Genomic DNA, 20643 nt, shown 5'->3' with positions numbered 1-20643 from the left:
GGCCCGGTGGGCCTCTGTTTCGTCCTCCTGATCTTGTGATTTTCGGGTGATGGACGGCCTTAAGGCCGGTTTTCGGCGTCACGCGGGCGCAGTTCGCCCCTCAAGCCAGGCGAGGCGTTGGAAATTATAGGCGAGGTTCGCCATTCCGATTTTGATGCGGGCGCGGGCGATGCCGATGGTGCGAACGACAAGCCGCATGCGGTGTTTCTGGCCGGCAAACACGTGCTCGACTGCTGAGCGCACGGCGGAGCGCTTCGCATTGGCCCTGGCGATGCGCTCGGGCATCGGCCGACGTGGCGGCTTCTTCTGATGGATGTGGCTGGTGAACATGCCCTTGGCGAGGAAGGCCTCGTTCTTCTTGGACCGGTAGGCGGTGTCGGCCCAAACGCCCGAGCCGGTGTTGTCCTTGCTGACCACCTCAGGCAGCCGCGCGCCGTCGTGGGCATTGGCGGCGCTCGCGTCCCAGGTGCGGATGAGGCCATGAGCGCGGTCGATGCCGATGTGATTCTTGTAACCGAACATCGGGATAGCGAGGTCAACCGGCTTCGCTGCCTTGGGATCAGCGCCCTCCTTCACCTTGGCCTTGGTGTACTTGACGCTCCAGCGCGCATCGCGATCCTTCTGCCTGATCTTGGCCGGCTTCCAGTCCTCGGGCACTCGGCCATCCTTGATCGCCATCTTCTCGGCCTCGGTGTTCCTCTGCTTGGGTGCCGGCACGACCGTGGCGTCGATGATCTGCCCACCCATGGCGAGATAGCCCCGCTCGGTGAGCGCGGCATCGAAGCGAGCGAACAGCCTGTCGATCGCCTTGGCCTTGACCAGCCTCTCGCGGAACAGCCACACCGTCGTTGCGTCCGGCACCGTGCCGTCGAGCCCGAGCCCTAGGAAGCGCTGGAACGACAAGCGATCCTTAATCTGGAACTCGGTGGCCTCGTCAGACAGCGAGTAGAGCGCCTGCAGTACCAGGATCTTGAACATGAGGACCGGATCGAACGGCGGCCTGCCGCCCTTGCCGCGGACACTCCGCCGCAGTGCTGCTACCAACGGACCGCGGAAAACCTCGAAGTCGACGACAGTCGCAAGCCGTTCAAGTGGATCGCCTGCCGCGCTCAACGCCTCGTATCGGTCCGAAAGATCGAAGAAACTCGGCTGTCCCGCCATCATCGCCTCCACCGTCGTGCAAAGGCAGTGAATCAGCTCAAGCCGCTAGGCGCCAGCGGTTTTTCGAGGTGTCCAGCTGTTCGTAAGCTCTTCGCATGACAACACCATAACCTGGTGTTGCACTTCGTTTGTGAACTTGGCGGATCCCGCTTCTGTTGTGCGGGGCGAGAGGTCGCAAAGAAGCGGGCCCCCCGCCTTCGCGGGGGCGACGATGTTTTGAAACCGAGAGCTCGCCGTCAAAATTGGGGGCATCATCGGGCGACATGTGGCGCCGAATTCTATTGGCCGCTCAGGTCGCTTTAGGTGTCGTTCGGGTACAGTCCGCGACTGTCAGCTGGCGAGGCGCTGTTCGATGCGTTCGCGCAGGCGTTCGATGACGCTGGGCGTGTTTTCGTCGGCCAGTTTCCAACTGCCTTCGAGCCGCAGCAGACGGTCATAGAAGCGGCGGGTGCGTTCGACCAGCCGGATGATTTCAGGCTCCAGCAAGGCCAGTTGCCGGGCATCGGACTGACGCATCACCGGAGACAACCGACCATGACGACGCAATTGGAACTCACTGATTTCGCCCATGAAATAGGCGCGGTGATTGAGCAGCCAGGCGATCGCATGCATCATCCGCGTGGTCGTGCGCAGCCCCTCGCTGGACAGCGCGACGCGGGCGAAATCGTCCTCGCAAGGCGGCACGCCGCTCAGCCGCCCCGAGTACGAGAAGGCATGGCGCACCTCGTCGGAAAGCAGCAGCGCTTCTGCATAGAGCGCTTCGACGATGCGTGGGTTTATGATCGCGGGTTCGGACATTCGACGGTCGATATTTCTTAACAACGACTCGCGAGCAACTGCCCAAAGGTAAATTTCCAAACCTATTTCGCGATTGTCCCCGTTCGGTACGCTTCGTGCCTAACGCTTGTTAACTGAATTCATTGGGAACATTTGGATCTCGAGTCGGATTTCGCGGGCTGGCGTCCAGCTACGGCCGCTCTCCGCTGCCCCTGCAAGAGCACGCCCGGACCATCAAGGCGAAGGCCGCGAGCCAGCGGCGGTCGCAAAGGCGCGGGCCGGGAAGCGACTCGGAGTTGGGCAGGGCCGGTCAGGCGATGATGTCGGGGATCAGGTAGTCCGCGATCAGCGAGATCTGGTCTTTCAGCTTCAGCTTGCGTTTTTTCAGACGGGCAATCTGCAACTGATCACCGGCCCCCGCCGCGTTGAGCGCGTCGATGGCGGCATCGAGATCGCGGTGCTCGATCTTGAGTATTTCGAGGCGCTTGCGCATTTCCTCTTCGGTCACTCAGGGAATCCCTACTCTCGATTTGGCCGTTTCACGGTGATTTTTGCGGGCCCCCGCTTGGCGCAGGTGTCACGCGATTCACCGATATGAAGCATTCACACTCTTCGCAAGATGGCGCGAATATGGTTCGATCCCTTTCGCGCCGCATCTGCACGATGCCGAGTCGCCAAAAGCGCCGTACCAAACCGCGGTGAACAGAACATTCGGTCGTCGGAAATTCGACGATTCAGCCTTCGCAAGAAGGCGGTCGCGGGTACGGGCTTCACCCCCCGAGAAGAGGAGAACTGTCCATGGATAGTCGTCACGTCAGCGCGCTGCAGCTCAAGCATGCCGGAATAGAACGTCAGATTCATGACGAAATGAGCCGCCCGATGCCTGACGCCGTGATGATCCAGGCCCTCAAGAAGCGAAAGCTCAAGCTCAAGGAGGAATTGTCGCGCCACTGAGCGCATTCTGACCGTGCTGTCGGCGGCGCCTTTTTTCGGGCGCCGCCCCCGCACCCAGGCCCCCGAAGGGCGCTCCGGCACGCGAAGCCTTATCGGCCGCTCGTGCGATAAGTGCCGATTTCAAGATAATGGCTGATTTCATGGGTCTGCCGCGTTTCCAAAGCGTGCGCTTTCGGTTAGTCGGGTAGCCATGACCAGCGGAGCCGTCGAAGCAGCCCGGAATATCCTCACCCGCCTCCATGAGGTCATGGCCTCGCGCAACCACGCGCAGTCCAAGCTCAACAACGTGGTGGAAGTGATCGGCGAGTGCCTCAATAGCGAGGTTTGCTCCGTCTATCTGCTGCGCGAGGGGATGCTCGAACTCTATGCCACGCGCGGCCTTGCGCAGGAGGCCGTGCACGTCACCCGCATGGCGGTGGCGGAAGGCCTCGTCGGCATGATCGCCGACCGGATCGAGACGCTCAACCTTGCCGAGGCGGCCGCCCACCCGGACTTTTCCTATCGCCCCGAGACGGGCGAGGATCGCTTCCACTCCTTCGCAGGCGTGCCGATCGTTCGGCGCGAACGGGCGGTGGGCGTGCTCTGCGTCCAGCATGTCGAGCCGCGCCGCTACGAGGAAGTCGAGATCGAGGCGCTGCAGACGGTGGCCATGGTGCTGTCCGAGCTGATCACCAATGCCGACCTCATCGACGAGGAAGATGTCAACGCCGCTGGTTCGCTCCAGTCGGGCCCGCAGCAGCTGCGCGGGCTGGCGCTGGTCAAGGGCCTCGCCTCGGGCGTGGCTGTCTACCATCAGCCGCGCGTCACTATCGAGCATATCGTTGCCGAGGATACCGAGGCCGAACGCCAGCGCGTGATCCTCGCCTTCGACAAGATGCGCGAACAGATCGACCGCATGTCCAGCCAGGCCGAATTCGGCGTCGGCGGCGAGCATGAGGAGGTCCTAGAGACCTATCGCATGTTTGCCTACGACGAAGGCTGGACGCGGCGCATCAACGAAGCGATCGATTCGGGCCTCACCGCCGAAGCCGCCATCGAGCGCGTGCAGCAGCGCACCCGCATGCGCATGCGTCAGATCGACGATCCGCTGCTGGCGGACCGCATGCACGATCTGGAGGATCTGGCGAACCGCCTGCTGCGCATCGTTTCCGGCCAGCTTGGCACGGCGGCCTCGATGGGTTTGCGCAACGACGCCATCCTGATTGCGCGCAACCTCGGCCCGGCGGAACTGCTGGAATACGACAAGCGCCGCCTCAAGGGCGTGATCCTTGAGGAAGGCTCGCTCACCAGCCATGTCGTGATCGTGGCGCGGGCGATGGGTATCCCGGTGCTCGGCCGCGTGCGCGGCCTGCGCGGCGTGGTACGCGAGGGCGACCAGTTGCTGCTCGATGCCGATCAGGCGACCGCGATGGTGCGCCCGCCGGCCGGTGTGGTCGAGGCGTTCGAGGCGCGTTTCGCCAAGAGCCGTGAGCGGCAGGCCGGCTATGCGGCGCTGCGCGACGTGCACCCGACATCGCGCGACGGCACGCGCATCCAGGTCATGATCAACGCGGGCCTGCGCGACGATATCGCCAACCTGACGATGACCGGCGCCGACGGCATCGGCCTGTTCCGCACCGAATTCCAGTTCCTCGTCTCCGCGACGCTGCCCTCGCGCGAGCGGCAGACGCGGCTCTATCGCGACGTGATGGAGGCGGCGGGCGACAAGCCGGTGAAGTTCCGCACGGTCGACATCGGCGGCGACAAGACCCTGCCGTACTTGCGCCACGACGACGGCGAGGGTGAGGAAAACCCGGCGATGGGCTGGCGCGCGCTGCGCGTCGCGCTGGAGCGCGAGGGGCTGCTCAAGGTCCAGGCGCGCGCCTTGCTCGAAGCGGCGGCGGGCCGCACGCTTCACGTCATGTTCCCGCTGGTGGCCGAACCGTGGGAGTTCGATCAGGCCAAGGAAGTCTTCGAGCGGCAGCTTGCCTATCTGCGCAAGCAGAAGAAGACCTTGCCCGAGGCGATCCACTACGGCGTCATGCTGGAAGTGCCCGCGCTGGCGGAGCAGCTGGACATTCTGGCGCCGAAGATCTCGTTCCTGTCGATCGGCACCAACGATCTCACCCAGTTCCTCTTCGCGGCCGACCGCTCCAATCCCAAGCTTGCCGAGCGCTACGACTGGCTGAGCCCGGCGATCCTGCGCTTCCTGCGCCGGGTCGTACGCAGTTGCGAGGGGCACAATGTCGAGATCGCGGTCTGCGGCGAGATGGGCGGCCGCCGGCTCGAAGCCCTGGCGCTGCTGGGGCTGGGTATCCACAGATTGTCGATCACGCCGGCCTCTGTCGGCCCGGTCAAGGAACTGATCGGCAAAGTCGATCTCGCCGAGATCGGTGCCGCGGTCGAGGGATGGCTGGCTTCGCCCCCGCCCGACTTGCGCGCGGCGCTGACGGCATGGGCGGCGGAGCGCGATATAGCGGTGGATTGATCCATTCGCGGCGCTTGTCGTTCCAGCGGCTCCGGTCGTCGCGAAACGACTGAGCTTGCACGGGTATTTGCGCCGGTTTGCCTTGCGGGAAGGGTACTCACCGTGCACGGGGTCGCATCCGCCGCAGATTTCTGAGAGAATAGCCGGGGCCCCGATTGACTTTGAGGGGCCACCCGGCTTGATGTCGATCCCGGTTCGGAACTATCACTTTTAGCGAAATTCCCTTCGGGAGCGGAATGGAACACGTCGAAAATCAAGACGCGACTGGGCAGGCGGGCGAGCAGGCAGCAACGACTGTCGGCCCTGTGCTGCGCCGCGCGCGCGAGGCTGCGGGACTGACCCGCGCCAACATCGCCACGCAGACCAAGATCGCCGAACGGCACCTGGCCGCGATCGAGGAAGACCGCCTGGGGGATCTGGCCGCGCGCACATATGCCGTGGGCTTTTCGCGCGCCTATGCGCGCGCGCTCGGGCTGGACGAGAAGGTGATCGCCGATATCGTGCATCGCCAGCTTGAAGCCGATGGCGGCCGCGAGCCGGTGGTGGTCCACGATTTCGAGCCGGGCGATCCGGCCCGTGTTCCTTCGGCCAAGCTGGCCTGGATCGCCGGTCTTGGCGCGCTGGTCGTGGTTGCGCTGCTGGTGGTGTTCTGGAGCAGCTATCTCTCGCCCGAGGGCAAGCTGCCCGACCTGATTTCGCCGCAGCCTGCACCCGCGCCGACCCATGTGGCCGTGCCGGTTCCCGTGGCGACGCCGACGGCCGCACCCACCACCGGGCCGGTCGTGCTGACCGCGACGGAAGAAGGCGTCTGGCTGCGCGTGACGGATGGTACCGGCACCCGCCTTGTCGAGACCACGCTCAAGAAGGGCGAGACCTGGACCGTGCCGGAAGGCGCGCAAGCGCCGAAGCTTCGCCTCGGCCGTCCCGATGCGCTGGCGATCACGGTCGGTGGCCGCACGCTGCCGCCGCTTGCCAGCAAGCCGATGACGATGTCGAACGTGTCGCTGGTCCCGGCCGATCTTATTGCGCGGACCAATCCGCAGGCCGCTGCCACCGTTCCGGGCGCCCCGGCGCGTGCTTCGGCGGGCGCGACGGTTCCGGTGACGACGGCCGCGGCCCCGAGCCCGGCAGCGATGCCGGCGGGCGGTGCGGCTGACGCTCCGGCGCCTGCCGTCACGCCGCTTTCCACGACTTCCGAATAGCCCCGCCTCGACAGGACGGGCGTCTTGCGGCACGTCTCTGTCGGCAGGCATTGGTTAATGTCCCGTTCGGAACGAGCGAGGCAGCCTCGGTCGCAAGCGGCCTGTTGAGAGCCAACTCGCCGGGCGATCAGCCTGCCGCGCAGAAGCGGTTGGCGTAAAGAGGGCGTGTCAACGGGCATCGTCCGAGACGGAGTTGATTAGGCAATGATTTCTTCACTGGGATCGCAGGGTTTCGGCAACAAGGCGCTTTCCCTGACCACCGTGCGGCGGATGCGGCTTGCCGCTACCGGCGTGGTCGCACTCGCGCTTGTCGGCATCAGCTTGCCCGCGCAGGCCGAGGATGTCTCGCCCGATGCCCGCCTCAAGAAGGTCGAGGCCGAAGTGCGCGCACTTCAGCGCAAGGTATTCCCCGGTTCGGACGGCAAGTATTTCTCGCCCGAGATCACCGCTCCGGCTGCCGCGCCGCCTGCGGCGCCCGGCCAGCCCGCTACCACGCCGCTGAGCGACGTGCTCGTGCGCATGGATGCGATCGAAGGGCAGATGGCGCGCCTGACCGGCCAGGTCGAACAGAACACCAACCGCATCAACCAGCTTGAAGCGAAGATGGCGGCGCTGGCGCCTGCGCCCGCTCCGGTCGATCCGCAGCCCGCAGCGCCGGCCGGTCCCGGCGCAATGCCGGCGAACTTCACGGCGACGAACGGCAACGTGTCCCAGCCGGCAGTAGTGCGGCCGAGCACCAAGCCTGCCGAACTCAAGCCCGCGGTAGAGACCCGGCCGGTCGGCCCGTCCAACGCGCGCGTCGATGGGGTCAAGGCGATTGCCAAGCCGCAGTCGGGCGATGCGGCGGACGATGAATATTCCTACGGCTATCGCTTGTGGGAAGCCAAGTTCTACCCCGAGGCGGAGCAGCAGCTGAAGCTCTATCTCGAACAGTACCCCAAGCATGCCCGCGTCAGCTGGGGCCGCAACCTGCTGGGCCGCGCCTATCTCGACGATGGCAAGCCGCTTGAGGCCGCCAAGTGGTTCGTCCAGAACTACCAGGCCGACAAGCGCGGCGACCGTGCGCCGGACAGCCTGCTGTACCTCGCCATCTCGATGAAGCAGATGAAGGACACCAAGCGTGCCTGCATCGCACTGGCCGAGTTCAGCGAGACTTATGCGGCCGAGGCGGCAGGTCGTCTGAAGGGCCTTTACGATACCACGCGCAGTGGACTTGCCTGTTCCTGATCCCGCGCTGATCCCGGCACCGGAAGCGGTTTCCCGCTTCCGGTCCGGGCTGGACGCGGTCTGGCCTGAGCTGGGCCAAGAGGCCACGCGATTGGGTGTGGCCGTTTCCGGTGGGCCGGACAGCACCGCATTGTTGCTGCTCGCGGCCGCCGCGCTGCCCGGACGGGTGGAGGCGGCAACGGTCGATCACGGCCTGCGCCCTGAAAGCGCGCGCGAGGCCGCCGATGTGGCGCTGCTCTGCGAGCGCCTCGGAATACCCCATGCAACGCTGGCGGTGACGGTCGCGCCGGGCAATGTGCAGGCCGAGGCACGCGCCGCGCGCTATGCGGCGATGGCGGGCTGGGTGACCGAACGCGGCCTTTCCGCGCTCGCTACCGCGCACCATGCCGACGATCAGGCGGAGACGCTGCTGATGCGGCTCAACCGGGGCAGCGGCGTCGCCGGGCTCGCCGGAACGCGCGGGCGCGGGCGGGTGCCGGAAACTGCGATCCCGCTCTTGCGACCGATGCTGGAATGGCGGCGCGCGGAACTGGGCGCAGTCGTTGCGGCGGCGGGCGTTTCGGCGGTCGACGATCCCAGCAATGCCAACGATAGATTCGACCGCGTGCGCATCCGCAAGGCATTGGCCGAGGCGGACTGGCTCGACGTGGCCGCCGTGGCGCGCAGTGCCGAGAATCTCGCGGATGCGGATGCGGCGCTGGAATGGATGGCCGCGCTTGAATGGCGGTCTTGCGTCAAGAAAGAGCCGATGGGGCTGCGTTACCGCCCTCAGGCTCCGCGTGCCATCGCGCTGCGCGTATTGGCGCGTTGCGTGGCCGAATTGGGCGGCGAAGAGCCGCGCGGAAGCGCGGTGGCGCGGTTGTTCGATGCCCTGTGTGAGGGCAAGCCCGCTTCGATCGGGGAACTCGTGGTGAGGCCGAATGCTGGGGGCTGGAGCTTCGCGAAAGCACCGGTGCGGGCGGCTAAGAAGATCAAGGGCTGACTGCGGCGATCCGTTCTTCGATCACATAGTCGCGCGTTCGGCAGTTCCTAAGTTCAAATCCGTCATCCCCGCGCAGGCGGGGATGTGGATTCACATTCGAAGTGCAACGGTTGAAGAGAGCATGCCTCGGCGGGTGTTTTGAAGTCGAGGCATTTTCGCGGTGTATTGTTGTAGCGTTGGATGATGTCCTCAAAGTGGGCAGGCGAGAGATCCTCGATGTTGGTCTTGCGCGGCAGGTCGCGTCTGAGGCGGCCGATGGCGTTTTCGACGCCGCCCTTTTGCCATGGGGCGTGGGGGTCGCAGAAGAACGTATCGATGCCGAGACGGTGCAACCTGTGGTGCTGTGCAAACTCGGTGCCGTTGTCGAGGGTCAGGGTTTGGCGCAAGGCGGCGGGCCAGGGCCGCAGCATGGCGGCGAGCAGGTCGGCGGTGCGCCGGGCCTTTCGGTCGGGCGGATGGCAGATCAGGGTGTAGCGCGAGGAGCGTTCATGGGCGACGAGGATGGCCTGGCCGTATCGGGCGAAGAGCATGAAGTCGGCCTCCCAGTGGCCGGGCCGGGACCGATCCGCGGCCTCGCCCGGGCGCATGGCGATGGGTTGGCGCTTGGCGATGAAGCGGACCGAGGATCCGCCGGGCTTGCGGCGCCATCCGCGGCGGGCCTTGGCGCGGGGCAGATAATGGCGCCATGATCGATCGTTCGTCCGCCTGATCTGGGCATGGATGAAGCGATAGATGCTCTCGTGACTGATGATACGCACGCCGGCCTCGCGGGCCATGCGGCCGGCGATCTGCTCGGGTGACCAGCCGGCCGCGAGGCGGCCCAGCACGCCCTCGCGCAAGGCCTGATCGCGTTCGAGGCGCATGCCCGACCAGCGCCGGGCGCGCGCCTGCTCTTGCGCATAGCCGGGCCGATAGCCCACCGTGCTGCCGCTGTTGCGCTTCAGCTCCCGAAAGATCGTCGATGCCGAGCGATCCAGAGCTGCCGCGATCTGGCGCAGCGATTGCCCGTCTTCATGAAGACGGGCAATCGTACACCGCTCTTCCAGATCAAGCTGTTCGTAAGCTCTTCCCATGACAACACCATAACCTGGTGTTGCACTTCGTTTGTGAACTTGGCGGATCCCGCTTTTCTTGCGACATGCGAGAGGTTGCAGAAGGAAGCGGGGCCCCCGCCTTCGCGGGGGCGACGGAGTGTTGTGATTGTGAGGTTTGTGGGGGGCAGGCCCCACCTTTCCGTCGATTGCAGAAAGCGGTCCCCCCTCCTTTCGTCATTGCGAGCGTAGCGAAGCAATCCAGAGCGGCCTAATGCGCCCCCTGGATTGCTTCGCTACGCTCGCAATGACGAAGGAGGAGAGGGACGGAATGCGGTAGCTTTCGCCAAACTCACGCCCCAACCAGATCGTCACCCAAACCGGCCTGCTTGCCGCGCGTTATGTAGACCTTGTCGCCCAGCTTGGTCACCGCGAACAGCTTGGCGGCGAAATCGTCCGGCATGCCGACGCAGCCATGGCTGGCGTAGCCCTTGGCCACTTCCGAACCGTGCAGGGTTATGCCGTCGTTGGTCAGGCGCTGCATGTAGGGCATCGGCGCGCCGGTGTAGATGTTCGAGACGTGATCCTTGTCCTTCTCGGTGATCGGAAACACGCCGAGCGGAGTAGGCGTGTCCTCGGTGCCGAGCAGTACCGCAGTCGCGCCGATCTCGTAGCCGTCACGGAACACCGAAAGCACGCGGGCGTCGAGGTCCACGGTGATGACGATCGGACCGGCAGGCACGCCCGCTTCGTCCCAGTGCCATTCGCCGTACTTGATCGCGCCTTCGATCGGCAGGATGCGCTTGATGACGAAAGCGCTGTCGGCCGCCGTTTTCGGGCTCGCAGCTTGCGCCGGAGCGGGCGCGGTCTTCGCGGCGGGATGGAATGTCGCCTCGGCGCTGGCCGGGGTTGAGGGCTGCATGGCCATGACCAGCACGCCCGCGATCACCGCCAGGGCAGGTGCCGCCGAAGCGAGGAGGAGCCGGGCCCTCATCGGGGCGCGCTTGCGGGGATGAGCGTTGTTTTCCACGAGACGCTTATCGCGCGGAATCGCGGAAGTTGCCAGAGTGTTAACTAATGGCGTCTCGTTGTGAGACTGCTTACCAGCCAAAGTGTTAACATGTTATGTTAGTCGGTTAGCTGCTTTCCGGAGCCGCGATGCCCTTGCGCAGGATCGAATTGGCAAGTTCGGCAACGTCTTCAGGCTGCATTTCGTCCGACCAGACGGTGTAGCGCAGGCCCAGGAACACGTTCATGCCCATGATCGCCCAGGCATGCGCTTCGCCCAGGCCTTCGCGCAGTTCGCCCTTGCGGACGCCTTCGCCGAGCCGCTCCGTGATGCGCCTTGCCGTCGATTCGTAGTGGATGCGGAAGCTGGCCGGATCGACGAATTCGCACTCGTCGATGATGCGGTAGATTTCCTTGTGATCACGGGCGAACTGGAGGAACGCGGTGAGCGCGGCCCGTTCGGTTTCCAACGCGGGCAGCGGCTCGCGCAGCGCCTCGCGCGCGGCCTGCCGGACTTTGCCGCTGAGGTCGTCCACCAGCGCGCGGAAGATCTCATCCTTCGAATCGAAGTAGGTATAAAAACTGCCCAGCGCCGTGCCCGCGCGCTGGGTTATGCCGGTGATTGAGGCTTCGTGAAATCCGCGCTCTCCGAACTCCACCGCCGCCGCGTCGAGCAGTTTGCGCAAGGTTTTACGGCCGCGCTCGGTGCGTGGGGTCTTGGCCGAGGCGAGCCGCTCTTCCGGTGCGATGTCGGCCGGGGGCAGGGGGGCATCTGTGCTCACAGGGACACAGCTAGACCCGCAACCGCCCCTTGGCAAATGTTCAATATTGAAACATGGTTCAACTATCAATATAACCCTCTCCAACGATAAGATTCATTGGGAGCGACTAGTGATGCAAAAGGCGCAGAGGGGCGGCCTGCGTGGCCGTGCGACCACCGGTTTTCTGACATTGGCAACGGTTCTGGCGGGCTTCGGCGCAGCCCCGGCACTGGCGCAGGAGGCGGCCCCGGCGGCATCCTCGGACGTGGGCGAGGGCGAGATCATCGTCACTGCCCGCCGCCGCGAGGAGCGCCTTGTCGACGTGCCGATCGCCGTCACCAGCTTCAGCGGCGCGCAGCTCGAACGCTCCGGCGCGGCCGACATCACCGATCTGGCCCAGACGGTACCTAACGTGACATTGGAGCCCTCAAGAGGCACCAACTCCACGCTTTCCGCCTTCATCCGCGGCGTTGGCCAGCAGGACCCGGTTTCGGGCTTCGAACAGGGCGTCGGCATCTATCTGGACGACGTCTATCTCAACCGTCCCCAGGCCGCCGTGCTCGATATCTACGACGTCGATCGCATCGAAGTGCTGCGCGGTCCGCAGGGCACTCTTTACGGACGCAATACCATCGGCGGCGCCGTCAAATATGTGACCAAGTCGCTGCCGGATGAGTTCGCTTTCAAGGCCCGTGCCACTTACGGCACCTACAACCAGCTCGACGGCGTGGTCACTGCGTCCGCGCCGATAAACGATATCGTCCGTGTCGGCGGTTCGGTGGCGCGGCTGACCCGCGACGGGTTTGGTGACAACATCACCACCGGCAAGGACAATTACGATAAGGACATCTGGGGCGCGCGCGGCACGCTGGAGATGGGTGGTAGCGGCCAGCCGGTGCTGATCCGCATCACCGGCGACTATACGCGTGACCGCAGCAACCCGCGCGGCGGGCACCGCCTGATCGCCGGTTCCGCGCCGGGCAGCGAGATCCTGCCCGACGTGTTCGACAGCGCCGGCGCCATCGACGATCCCAAGCAGGATATCGAGGCATGGGGCCTTGCCATGAACATCAAGGTGGACCTGTCGGACGCGCTGACCTTCAAATCGATCAGTGCCTGGCGCAAGGACCATTCGGCCACCCCGATCGACTTCGACGCCAGCCCCACGATCGATCTGGACGTGCCCGCCTTCTATGACAACGAGCAGCTCAGCCAGGAATTCCAGCTCGCCTACGACAAGGGCCCGCTTCAGGCGCTGGTCGGCTTCTACTGGCTGAACGCCAGCGCCGACACTTACTTCGATTCGCGCACTTACACCACGCTGCCCGCGCTGCTGCCGATGCTGACCGGCCATACCGAGGCCGATGTCGACACCAAGACCTGGGCTGTTTTCGGCGACGTGACCTACAACTTCACCGACCAACTCAGCCTCTCGGTGGGCGGCCGCTATACCTGGGACAAGCGCGAGGCGGATATCGTCAAGCAGACCTACTTCCTGGGCGGCGGCGCGCGCTTCGGCAATCCGGGCGTGCTGTTCTCCACCGACACCAATTTTTCCGGCAGCGCGGTCTACAAGAAGTTCACCCCGCGCGCCTCGCTCTCGTTCAAGCCGAACCGCGACAACAACATCTACGCAAGCTACAGCCAGGGCTTCAAGGGCGGCGGCTTCGACCCGCGCGGCGTTGGCAAGAACGCGCCGACCAGCAATGCCAACGGCATCCCCAGCGACGCCGAGATCGCCGATTACCTGAGCTTCAAGCCGGAAACGGTGAACAGCTACGAACTCGGCTACAAGGGCAACCTCTTCGGCGGCGCGCTCTATGTGGCGGCGGCGGCGTTCCGCATGGACTACAAGGACATCCAGATCCCCGGATCGGTGGCCTGCACCGTCAGCGGCGTGCCCACTTTCTGCGGCGTCGTGTCCAATGCGGGCAAGGCGCGTTTGCAGGGCCTCGAATTGGAGAGCACCGCGCAGCTTGCCCATAACTTCGTGACTTCGGGTGACAGGCTGAGCCTGTCCGGCTCGATGGGCTATATCGATGCCAAGTTCCGCAAGTACGAAACGCTGATCGCCGGCCAGACGGTGGACGTCGCCAAGTACCGCAATATCCAGAATACCCCCAAGTGGACCGCCAGCGGCACGCTCAGCTACGATACCCCCGTCGGTTCCGGCGACCTGCTGTTCCAGACCACGGTGTCCTACCGTTCCAAGGTCCACCAGTTCGAGTTCCCCAACCCTTACCTTGACCAGAAGGGCTATGCGCTGTGGGATGCCAGCCTTGTCTATTCGGCGCCGGGCGGACGCTGGACGCTGGGCGTCTATGGCAAGAACATCCTCGACAAGGAGTACATCACCTCGGGCTACAGCTACATCAGCCAGGATGCGCTGACCGGGGCGGTGAACCTCAATGCCGCCGGAAACCCGATCCCGACGCTGGGTACGCAAGGCACACTGACTGGGTTCTACGGCAATCCGCGTCAGGTGTTCGTAACGGGTACGGTCAAGTTCTAGGGCCCCCTTTCCGGTACAAGAGGATTTCGCAAGAGATGGACTACAGCCTCCACCGCTATCGCAGCGCCTGCGGGCGGCTGGACCTTGTCGCCCGCGATTATCCGGCCCGTGACTACACGCGGACCGGACCCGCGCCCGTGCTGCTGCTGATGCACGGTCTTACGCGCAACAGTGCCGATTTCGAGCCGCTGGCGGCGCACCTTTCCGGCACTTACCGGCTGATCGTGCCCGATCAGCGCGGGCGCGGGCTTTCGCAGTGGGACCCGGAGCCTGCGAATTACCGGCCCGATGTCTATGCGCAGGACATGTTCGCCCTGCTCGACGGGCTGGAGATCGAACGCGCCTGTCTTGTCGGCACCTCGATGGGCGGGTTGATGGCCATGGTGATGAACGCCCTGCGGCCGGGCCTTGCCACCGGGTTCGTGTTCAACGACATCGGCCCGGTGCTCGATCCGGCGGGGCTTGCGCGGATTCAGGGCTATGTCGGGCCGTCGGAGCCGATGGCCTCGTGGACGGCGGCGGCGGCGCGTTGCCGGGCGGTCAATGCCGTGGCCTTTCCGGACTACGGCAAGGCCGAATGGCTGGCCTTCGCCCGCCGCACCTGCCGTGAGAATGCAGACGGCACCGTCTCGCTCGATTACGACCCCGCCATCGCCCAAAGCATGGCGGGCGATGCGCCGCAGACCGTGCCGGTGGATCTCTGGCCGCTGTGGGATGCGTTGGACGCCGCGCCGGTGCTGGTGGTGCGCGGCGAACTGTCCGACCTGCTCAGCCGCGAGACCGTGCGCGAGATGGCGCAGCGCCATTCCGGGCCCTGCAGCCATGTCGAGGTGCCGCGTGTCGGCCATGCCCCGATTCTCGACGAGGTGTCCGCGCTCGCGGCGATCCTCTCATTCTGCAAGGAATATCTGGACTGACATGAGCGCCTCTGCCTCCTTGCCGAAGGTTTCGTCACGTAAATCCGCCTCGCCCAATCTGGTGCTGGCGATGCTGCTGCTGGTCTACGTGTTCAACTTCGTGGACCGCCAGATCCTCGCCATTCTGGCCGCGCCGATCCAGAAGGATCTGGGGCTGGACGATGCGCAGATGGGCATGCTGGGCGGGCTGGCCTTCGCGATCCTCTATTCCACGCTGGGCGTGCCGCTGGCATGGCTGGCGGACCGCACCAGTCGGTCCTGGGTCATCGCCGGATCGCTGCTGGTCTGGAGCCTGTTCACCGCGCTTTGCGGCGCGGCGCAGGGGTTCTGGCACTTGTTCGCGGCACGGCTGGGCGTCGGTGTGGGGGAGGCGGGCGGCGTTGCCCCGTCCTACGCGGTGATCGGGGACCATTTTCCCAGCGAGAAGCGGGCCTTCGCGCTCTCGATCTATTCGCTGGGCATTCCCATCGGCGCGGCAACGGGCGTGCTGGCGGGCGGCTATGTCGCTGCGCGGGTGGACTGGCGCACGGCTTTCGTGGTCGTCGGCCTGTCCGGCCTGCTGGCGGCGGTGCCGTTCCGCATGATCGTGCGCGACAAGCCCAAGCCGGCGGTTGCCCCGCCCACCGTGCGCTTTGCCGAAGTGGCCGCCACCTTGATGCGCAAGAAGGCGTTCTGGCTGCTCTCGTTCGGCGCGGCGTCCAGTTCGATGTTGGGCTATGGCGTGATGTTCTGGATGCCCAGCCTGCTCCAGCGCAGCTTCGGGCTCGATCTGGTGCAGACTTCGTGGTTCCTCGGCGCGGTCTTGCTGCTGGGCGGGACCGTGGGCGTGCTGGCGGGCGGACGACTGGCGGACCGGCTGGGCCGCGCCGACCGCGCGTTCTACGGCTGGGTTCCGGCCATGGCCTACGTGCTGGCGGTGCCGCTCTATGCGGGCGGGATCTGGACGCACAGCGTGCCCACCGCCTTCGTGCTGTTCCTGTTGCCGCAAGCGCTCGCCTACGTCTGGCTGGGCCCTGTGACGAGTGCGGTGCAGCACCTTGTCGAGCCGCCCGCGCGGGCGACCGCCTCGGCGCTGTTCCTGCTCATCAACAACCTGATCGGCCTTGGTGGCGGCATCTATGCGCTGGGCGCACTGTCCAAGGCGCTGACGCCGGTGTGGGGCGCAGAGGCGCTGCGCTATTCGATGTTGATCGGGCTCACGCTCTACCTGCTGGCGGCGCTGCTGATGGCGCTGGCGGGACCGGCGCTGCGCCGGGAATGGGTGCGCGAGGGCTGATTGCCTGATATGCTGCCACCTTCGTGAACGTCGCGGCCCGGGGGCGGCGGCGGCCGGCAGGGGGCTGCTCATGAACGATCTGACGCACGATCTGGCCATTGCGGAGGGCGTGCCGCGCACGTTCTCGGTCCATTCGATCCACATGGTGCGCACCGCCATGACCAATCACATGGCGCTCAGCCAGATGGCGGACCAGAAGGCCAATATCCTGATGGGCACGACCTTTCTGGTCTTCACGCTGTCCATGCGCGAATTCGATGCCGGGCATTATCGCTATTCGCTGCTGACCCTCGTCTGCTTCGCGTTCGTGGCGGCGCTGTTGGCGATGGGGGCGGTGATGCCGCGCACCCGGGCGCCAAGGCTGGAGGATGAGCGGCTGGACAACCTGCTGTTCTTCGGCGTGTTCACCGCGCTGGATCAGGAGGCGTTCGTCCAGCGCATGCTTGATCGCGCCGCGACCGATGAGGCCGTTCTGACCACCATGCTGCGCGATATCCACCAGAACGGCACCGTGCTCTGGCGATGATCGCCTTCCTGATCGAGAACCGGCAGGCCTTTGCGGCTTTTCTGCGGCTGACCTGAAAGGGGACAGCTTCGTGCGCCCCTTCGGCGGGGCTGGCCTGCGCGGGAGGGGCGGTATAAGCTCGGCGGCGGGATGGACAGCTGCGGTTCTATTAATCGAACGGGAAACTTGCGCGTGCTCCGCCGGGCGCCGTTGCTGCCCGCTGCCCTCTCTATCGCCGTTATTGCGGTTCCGGCCTTGGCGGATCCCGCGCGTACCACGGTTACTGCCGATTTCCGGCTCGATTTCGGCAAGATGGTGGTGGTCGACAGCGGCAGTCGGCGCATCTCGGCAAGCGGCATGGTGACTGACAGCGGAGTCATGCCCGTATCCGGCGGCAGCACGCGGCCGGCGCAGTTCACGGTGGCCTACGATCGCGGGAACGAGAACCGCAAGCCGCTCGACATCACGGTGGAAGTCGTGCTCTCCGCACCGGGAACGGTGGCCAGCGGCGCCGTCACGGGTAAGCTTTCCGCTTTCGAGACGGACTTGCCCGGATATGGCACGGTCGTGCCGGGGCAAGTGGTGCGCATCACGTTCGAAAGCTGCGCCCAGCGCATCTGCTCGCGCAGCTTCCGGGTCGGCGCGCGGATCGACCTGACGCGGCGCTATGGCGGCGGCACGCTGGCGATGCCGCTGCCGATCGATGCCACCGTTGTCGGCATCGACTGAAGCAAAGGTCACGGGCATTTCCCTAGCCGCGCGTACCGTCGGTCTTGCGATTTTCTTCCTAAAATGAAGGCGAAGGGCCCGGCATGTGTCGGGCGCGGAACCGGCTTGCCGTCCGTCCGTTTGCCATACGCAGGGCCCGACGACCCGGATGCGGCCCGTGCGCCGCGCTGCGAGAGAATGCCGTGTCCCGATCGCCTGTCCTTCCCGTCGCTGCCGGACTGCTCGCCGCCGGAGCGCTTGTCGAGGGCGCACCGGCGCTGGCTGCGGATGGCGTAGCCGAGGGCGCGCGTGCGGCTGGCGTGGCGAGTGCCACGGTGGTCGATCCGCTTTCGGTCCGCGCGCTTTCGGATCTCGACTTCGGATCGGTTGGCGATGTCGGTGCGCAGGGTGGCAGCCTGATGGTCCTGCCCGGCGGCGGCGAGGCGCGCTATGCCGGAGCCGCCCATTCCGCCTGCCCCGCTGCCGAGGCCAAATGCGCCGCACCTCACGCTGCGCGCCTGCGGGTTGAGGGCCAGCCCGGCCGCGCCTACCGTGTCGTCGTGCCGGAATCGGTCCTGGCCCACGCGGCGGATACCGCCGCCGAAATGCCGACATTGCCGGTCACCGGCCTGACCGTGCGGACCGACAGCCGTCCGCAGGCCGGCGCGCAAGGCGTGCTCGACGAAGCCGGCGGCGACGGTTTCGAGATCGGGGGCGAACTGCGCATCCCGCCGGGCACCGAAGCCTCGCACTACCGCGCGCAAGTACCGGTCATTGTTGTCTACGGTTGATTACATGCCATTTTGGGGAAGATTTCTCCGACAACCGTATGAAGCGCCTAGTACTTTGGTGTGAAACGGCAATATTGATTATTTTTCAGTAAGAATCCTCAGCATAAGCCCCTAGTCGACACGAGACGGGGGTCGCCTCGTGTGGTCCGGGCCCTCCGCTTTGTCCGGACTATTCAGGAGGTACTTATCATGAAGAAGCTTGCTCTCGTTTCCGCTCTGGCGGTTGCCGCCGCTTCGCCGCTTCTTGCCGGTTCGGCACTGGCGGCTACCGCGCAGGGTACTGCCACCGCCACTGTCGTCGCGCCGATCACGCTGACCCACGCTTCGGGTTCGGCGCTGGCCTTCGGTTCGTTCACCGCCGGCACGGGCGGCACCGTGATCGTCTCTTCGGCCGGTGCCGGTTCGAAGACCGGCGGCGTCGTCCTTGTCGCCGGTTCGACCAACACCGCCGATTCCTTCACGGTCGGCGGCGATGCCAGCCGCGCCTTCACGATCTCGACCACCGGCAGCACCGTTGCCAGCGGCTCGAACACGCTGAGCTTCACCACCCTTGCATCGGCCACCAGCGGCACGCTCAGCAGCTCGGGCGCGGCCAGCTTCACGGTTGGCGGCACGCTGACCGTTCCGTCGACCGCCGTCGCCGGCAGCTACACCGGCAGCTACGACGCGACCGTCACCTACAACTGATCCCGTTGGGGGTGGGCCCTCCGGAGGCGGCGCGGGCCGCCATCCGAAGGCTCGTCCGTGTCGGCCCCGAGGGGGATCGGGGCCGACATACCTTTCCGTCAGCAGCTGCAAAGGACGAGGATGACCGGCAGGAGACAGAACCGGGCCAATCTTGCCCTGCTCGGAGCCGTGCTTTGCACGCTGGCTCCGGGGGCAGCGCTGGCGGCCGGGGCCAAGGGTTCGGCCACCGCCGAAGTGGTGGCGCCCGCGCAGATTGTGCCGCTGGCCTACTTGCGCTTCGGCGCCTTCACGCGGCCGACCACGGCCGGAACCGAAACCGTCAGCACCACCGGTGCCGTCACCCGCACTGGCGGCATGGCGAGCAACCTTTCGCTGGCGCAGAGCAGTGGCGGCCGCGGCGCGGCCAGCTTCCAGCTCAACGGATCCGCCTATCGGCTGTTCCTCGTCACCCTGCCGGGCACCACCACGATCTCTTCGGGCGCGGCGACAATGCAGGTGAGCGACTTTACGTCGGACGCCGGCACGTTCGGCATCGGCGTACTGGGCGCTTCGGGGCAGGACACGCTCAATGTCGGCGGGACGCTCAATGTCTTGGCCAATCAGACGCCGGGCAACTATTCGGGTACTTTCACACTGACTGTCTATTATCTTTAAAGACCTAAGTATGATTGCGCCTGATTCCACGCAGTTGCATGGGTAGAATTACTAGGGGCATTCGGGGGTCGCAGTTTTGCGCGTCGCATCGGTACTGGGGAGCGGCGCGCGCCTGTTGCGCGTCGGCGGTTTGGCGACGCTTTGCGTTGCGAGCGCCGCCATGGCGCAGGACAAACCGCTTAAAGCCCCTCCACCTCAAGCCTCTACACCCGTGCCCGAAGGCGCTGTGGGCGGCATGGGCGATATCAACCTCTATCCCAAGCGCGTGGTAATCGACGACCGCGCGCGCATTGCCTCGGTCGGGCTCTACAACCGCAGCATCGAGCGCGGCGAGTACGACATCGCCATTGCCGACAAGATGATGACGAGCGACGGCCGCCTGCTCGATATCGAGACCGTCACCGACCTCGCCGAGCGCGCCAAAGTCCATGGCGCCGCCGCGATGCTGCGCTGGTCGCCGCGCCGCGTGGTGCTGGGCGGCAGCGAGGCGCAGACGATCCGCATCATGGCCCGCGTCGCGCCCGATACGCCGCCGGGCGAGTATCGCGCGCACTTTTCCGCCGTCGCGGTGCCGCCGGAAGATAGTTCCTATTCGATCGAGCAGGCGGCGGGCGGTCAAAAGCCCAATTCGATCGGCGTGCGCATCGTGCCCCGCTTCGGCATCTCGATCCCGGTGATCGTCCGCGTCGGCCAGACCACGCTGACGGCGGGGATTGAGAACGCGCATCTCGTGCCGCTGCCGGGTGGCGGCAGGGGCCTGCAACTGACCATCACCCGCTCCGGCACGCGCTCCGCCTTCGGCGATATCGCCGTGACCGCGCCGGGTGCGAAGGCGCCGCTGGCGGTGCTCAAGGGGCTGGGCGTCTATACCGAGATCGACGCGCGGCAAGTGACTGTCCCGCTCGACCCCGCCGCCGATCCGCGCCTGCTCGCGAGCGGCGCGAAACTGACCGTCACTTACACCGATGACGACGTCGATCCCGGCAAAGTGCTGGCGAGCCGGGATATCACCGTGCCGTGAGT

The 20643-nt window shown here is 65.6% G+C and carries 20 protein-coding genes; 14 read left to right on the top strand and 6 right to left on the bottom strand.

Annotated elements, in window-relative coordinates:
* Nucleotides 1–78 precede the first annotated feature (78 nt).
* The 3 genes from AC1VVM_RS00615 to AC1VVM_RS00605 all read right to left on the bottom strand — a co-directional run bounded on the left by AC1VVM_RS00615 (nt 79) and on the right by AC1VVM_RS00605 (nt 2446).
* A complete protein-coding gene (locus AC1VVM_RS00615; RefSeq protein WP_482905110.1) occupies nt 79–1161 on the bottom strand; it encodes an IS5 family transposase in 1083 nt (360 codons plus the stop codon).
* 330 nt (nt 1162–1491) lie between these two features.
* Complete coding sequence (locus tag AC1VVM_RS00610; protein WP_482904838.1) at nt 1492–1959, bottom strand: DUF1465 family protein; 468 nt, start codon at nt 1957–1959, stop codon at nt 1492–1494.
* A 289-nt stretch (nt 1960–2248) separates the two neighbouring features.
* Nucleotides 2249–2446: a YdcH family protein gene (locus AC1VVM_RS00605; protein ID WP_132387146.1), complete on the bottom strand. Its 198-nt coding sequence runs from the start codon at nt 2444–2446 to the stop codon at nt 2249–2251.
* Nucleotides 2447–2736: 290 nt separating this feature from the next.
* On the opposite strand from AC1VVM_RS00605, the gene AC1VVM_RS00600 reads away from it, so the two are divergent.
* From AC1VVM_RS00600 to tilS, 5 genes are all read left to right on the top strand, one after another.
* Complete coding sequence (locus AC1VVM_RS00600; protein ID WP_482955598.1) at nt 2737–2892, top strand: DUF465 domain-containing protein; 156 nt, start codon at nt 2737–2739, stop codon at nt 2890–2892.
* 190 nt (nt 2893–3082) lie between these two features.
* Nucleotides 3083–5359: a phosphoenolpyruvate--protein phosphotransferase gene (ptsP, locus tag AC1VVM_RS00595; RefSeq protein ID WP_482904837.1), complete on the top strand. Its 2277-nt coding sequence runs from the start codon at nt 3083–3085 to the stop codon at nt 5357–5359.
* A gap of 236 nt (nt 5360–5595) precedes the next feature.
* On the top strand, nt 5596–6561 hold the full coding sequence (locus AC1VVM_RS00590) for a helix-turn-helix domain-containing protein (RefSeq protein WP_482955597.1): 966 nt from the start codon (nt 5596–5598) through the stop codon (nt 6559–6561).
* Nucleotides 6562–6831: 270 nt separating this feature from the next.
* Nucleotides 6832–7788 carry a tetratricopeptide repeat protein gene (locus AC1VVM_RS00585; protein WP_482905127.1) on the top strand — a complete coding sequence of 319 codons (957 nt, stop codon included), beginning with the start codon at nt 6832–6834 and terminating at the stop codon, nt 7786–7788.
* A complete protein-coding gene (gene tilS / locus AC1VVM_RS00580) occupies nt 7769–8770 on the top strand; it encodes a tRNA lysidine(34) synthetase TilS (RefSeq protein WP_482904835.1) in 1002 nt (333 codons plus the stop codon). Before AC1VVM_RS00585 ends, tilS begins: the two co-directional genes overlap by 20 nt.
* 62 nt (nt 8771–8832) lie before the next feature.
* Here tilS and AC1VVM_RS00575 read toward each other — a convergent pair whose 3' ends face one another.
* The 3 genes from AC1VVM_RS00575 to AC1VVM_RS00565 form a co-directional block, all read right to left on the bottom strand.
* Entirely contained in the window at nt 8833–9843 is a 1011-nt protein-coding gene (locus AC1VVM_RS00575; RefSeq protein WP_482955596.1) for an IS30 family transposase, read from the bottom strand.
* Nucleotides 9844–10153: 310 nt separating this feature from the next.
* On the bottom strand, nt 10154–10795 hold the full coding sequence (locus AC1VVM_RS00570; protein ID WP_482904833.1) for a L,D-transpeptidase family protein: 642 nt from the start codon (nt 10793–10795) through the stop codon (nt 10154–10156).
* A 142-nt stretch (nt 10796–10937) separates the two neighbouring features.
* Entirely contained in the window at nt 10938–11573 is a 636-nt protein-coding gene (locus AC1VVM_RS00565; RefSeq protein ID WP_132387489.1) for a TetR/AcrR family transcriptional regulator, read from the bottom strand.
* A 130-nt stretch (nt 11574–11703) separates the two neighbouring features.
* Here AC1VVM_RS00565 and AC1VVM_RS00560 point away from each other — a divergent pair, with 130 nt between their 5' ends.
* From AC1VVM_RS00560 to AC1VVM_RS00520, 9 genes are all read left to right on the top strand, one after another.
* Nucleotides 11704–14082: a TonB-dependent receptor gene (locus AC1VVM_RS00560; protein WP_482904832.1), complete on the top strand. Its 2379-nt coding sequence runs from the start codon at nt 11704–11706 to the stop codon at nt 14080–14082.
* Between the two features lie 35 nt (nt 14083–14117).
* Nucleotides 14118–14999, top strand: coding sequence for an alpha/beta fold hydrolase (locus tag AC1VVM_RS00555; protein WP_482955595.1), 882 nt, complete (start codon nt 14118–14120; stop codon nt 14997–14999).
* A 1-nt stretch (nt 15000) separates the two neighbouring features.
* Nucleotides 15001–16275 carry a spinster family MFS transporter gene (locus AC1VVM_RS00550; RefSeq protein WP_482955594.1) on the top strand — a complete coding sequence of 425 codons (1275 nt, stop codon included), beginning with the start codon at nt 15001–15003 and terminating at the stop codon, nt 16273–16275.
* A 70-nt stretch (nt 16276–16345) separates the two neighbouring features.
* Nucleotides 16346–16801, top strand: a complete 456-nt coding sequence (locus tag AC1VVM_RS00545) for a Pycsar system effector family protein (protein WP_482904829.1) — start codon at nt 16346–16348, stop codon at nt 16799–16801.
* 171 nt (nt 16802–16972) lie between these two features.
* Entirely contained in the window at nt 16973–17509 is a 537-nt protein-coding gene (locus AC1VVM_RS00540) for a DUF4402 domain-containing protein (RefSeq protein ID WP_482955593.1), read from the top strand.
* A gap of 182 nt (nt 17510–17691) precedes the next feature.
* Nucleotides 17692–18279: a DUF4402 domain-containing protein gene (locus AC1VVM_RS00535; protein ID WP_482955592.1), complete on the top strand. Its 588-nt coding sequence runs from the start codon at nt 17692–17694 to the stop codon at nt 18277–18279.
* A 189-nt stretch (nt 18280–18468) separates the two neighbouring features.
* On the top strand, nt 18469–18966 hold the full coding sequence (locus AC1VVM_RS00530) for a DUF4402 domain-containing protein (protein ID WP_482904826.1): 498 nt from the start codon (nt 18469–18471) through the stop codon (nt 18964–18966).
* A gap of 120 nt (nt 18967–19086) precedes the next feature.
* Nucleotides 19087–19620, top strand: coding sequence for a DUF4402 domain-containing protein (locus tag AC1VVM_RS00525; RefSeq protein WP_482955591.1), 534 nt, complete (start codon nt 19087–19089; stop codon nt 19618–19620).
* Nucleotides 19621–19696: 76 nt separating this feature from the next.
* Nucleotides 19697–20641 carry a fimbrial biogenesis chaperone gene (locus tag AC1VVM_RS00520; RefSeq protein ID WP_482955590.1) on the top strand — a complete coding sequence of 315 codons (945 nt, stop codon included), beginning with the start codon at nt 19697–19699 and terminating at the stop codon, nt 20639–20641.
* Nucleotides 20642–20643: the final 2 nt, after the last annotated feature.

It is taken from the genome of Novosphingobium sp. BL-S-33, from assembly GCF_056857025.1.
Note: the sequence above shows the minus strand (reverse complement) of the source record. Positions and strands in the feature narration are given on the sequence as shown.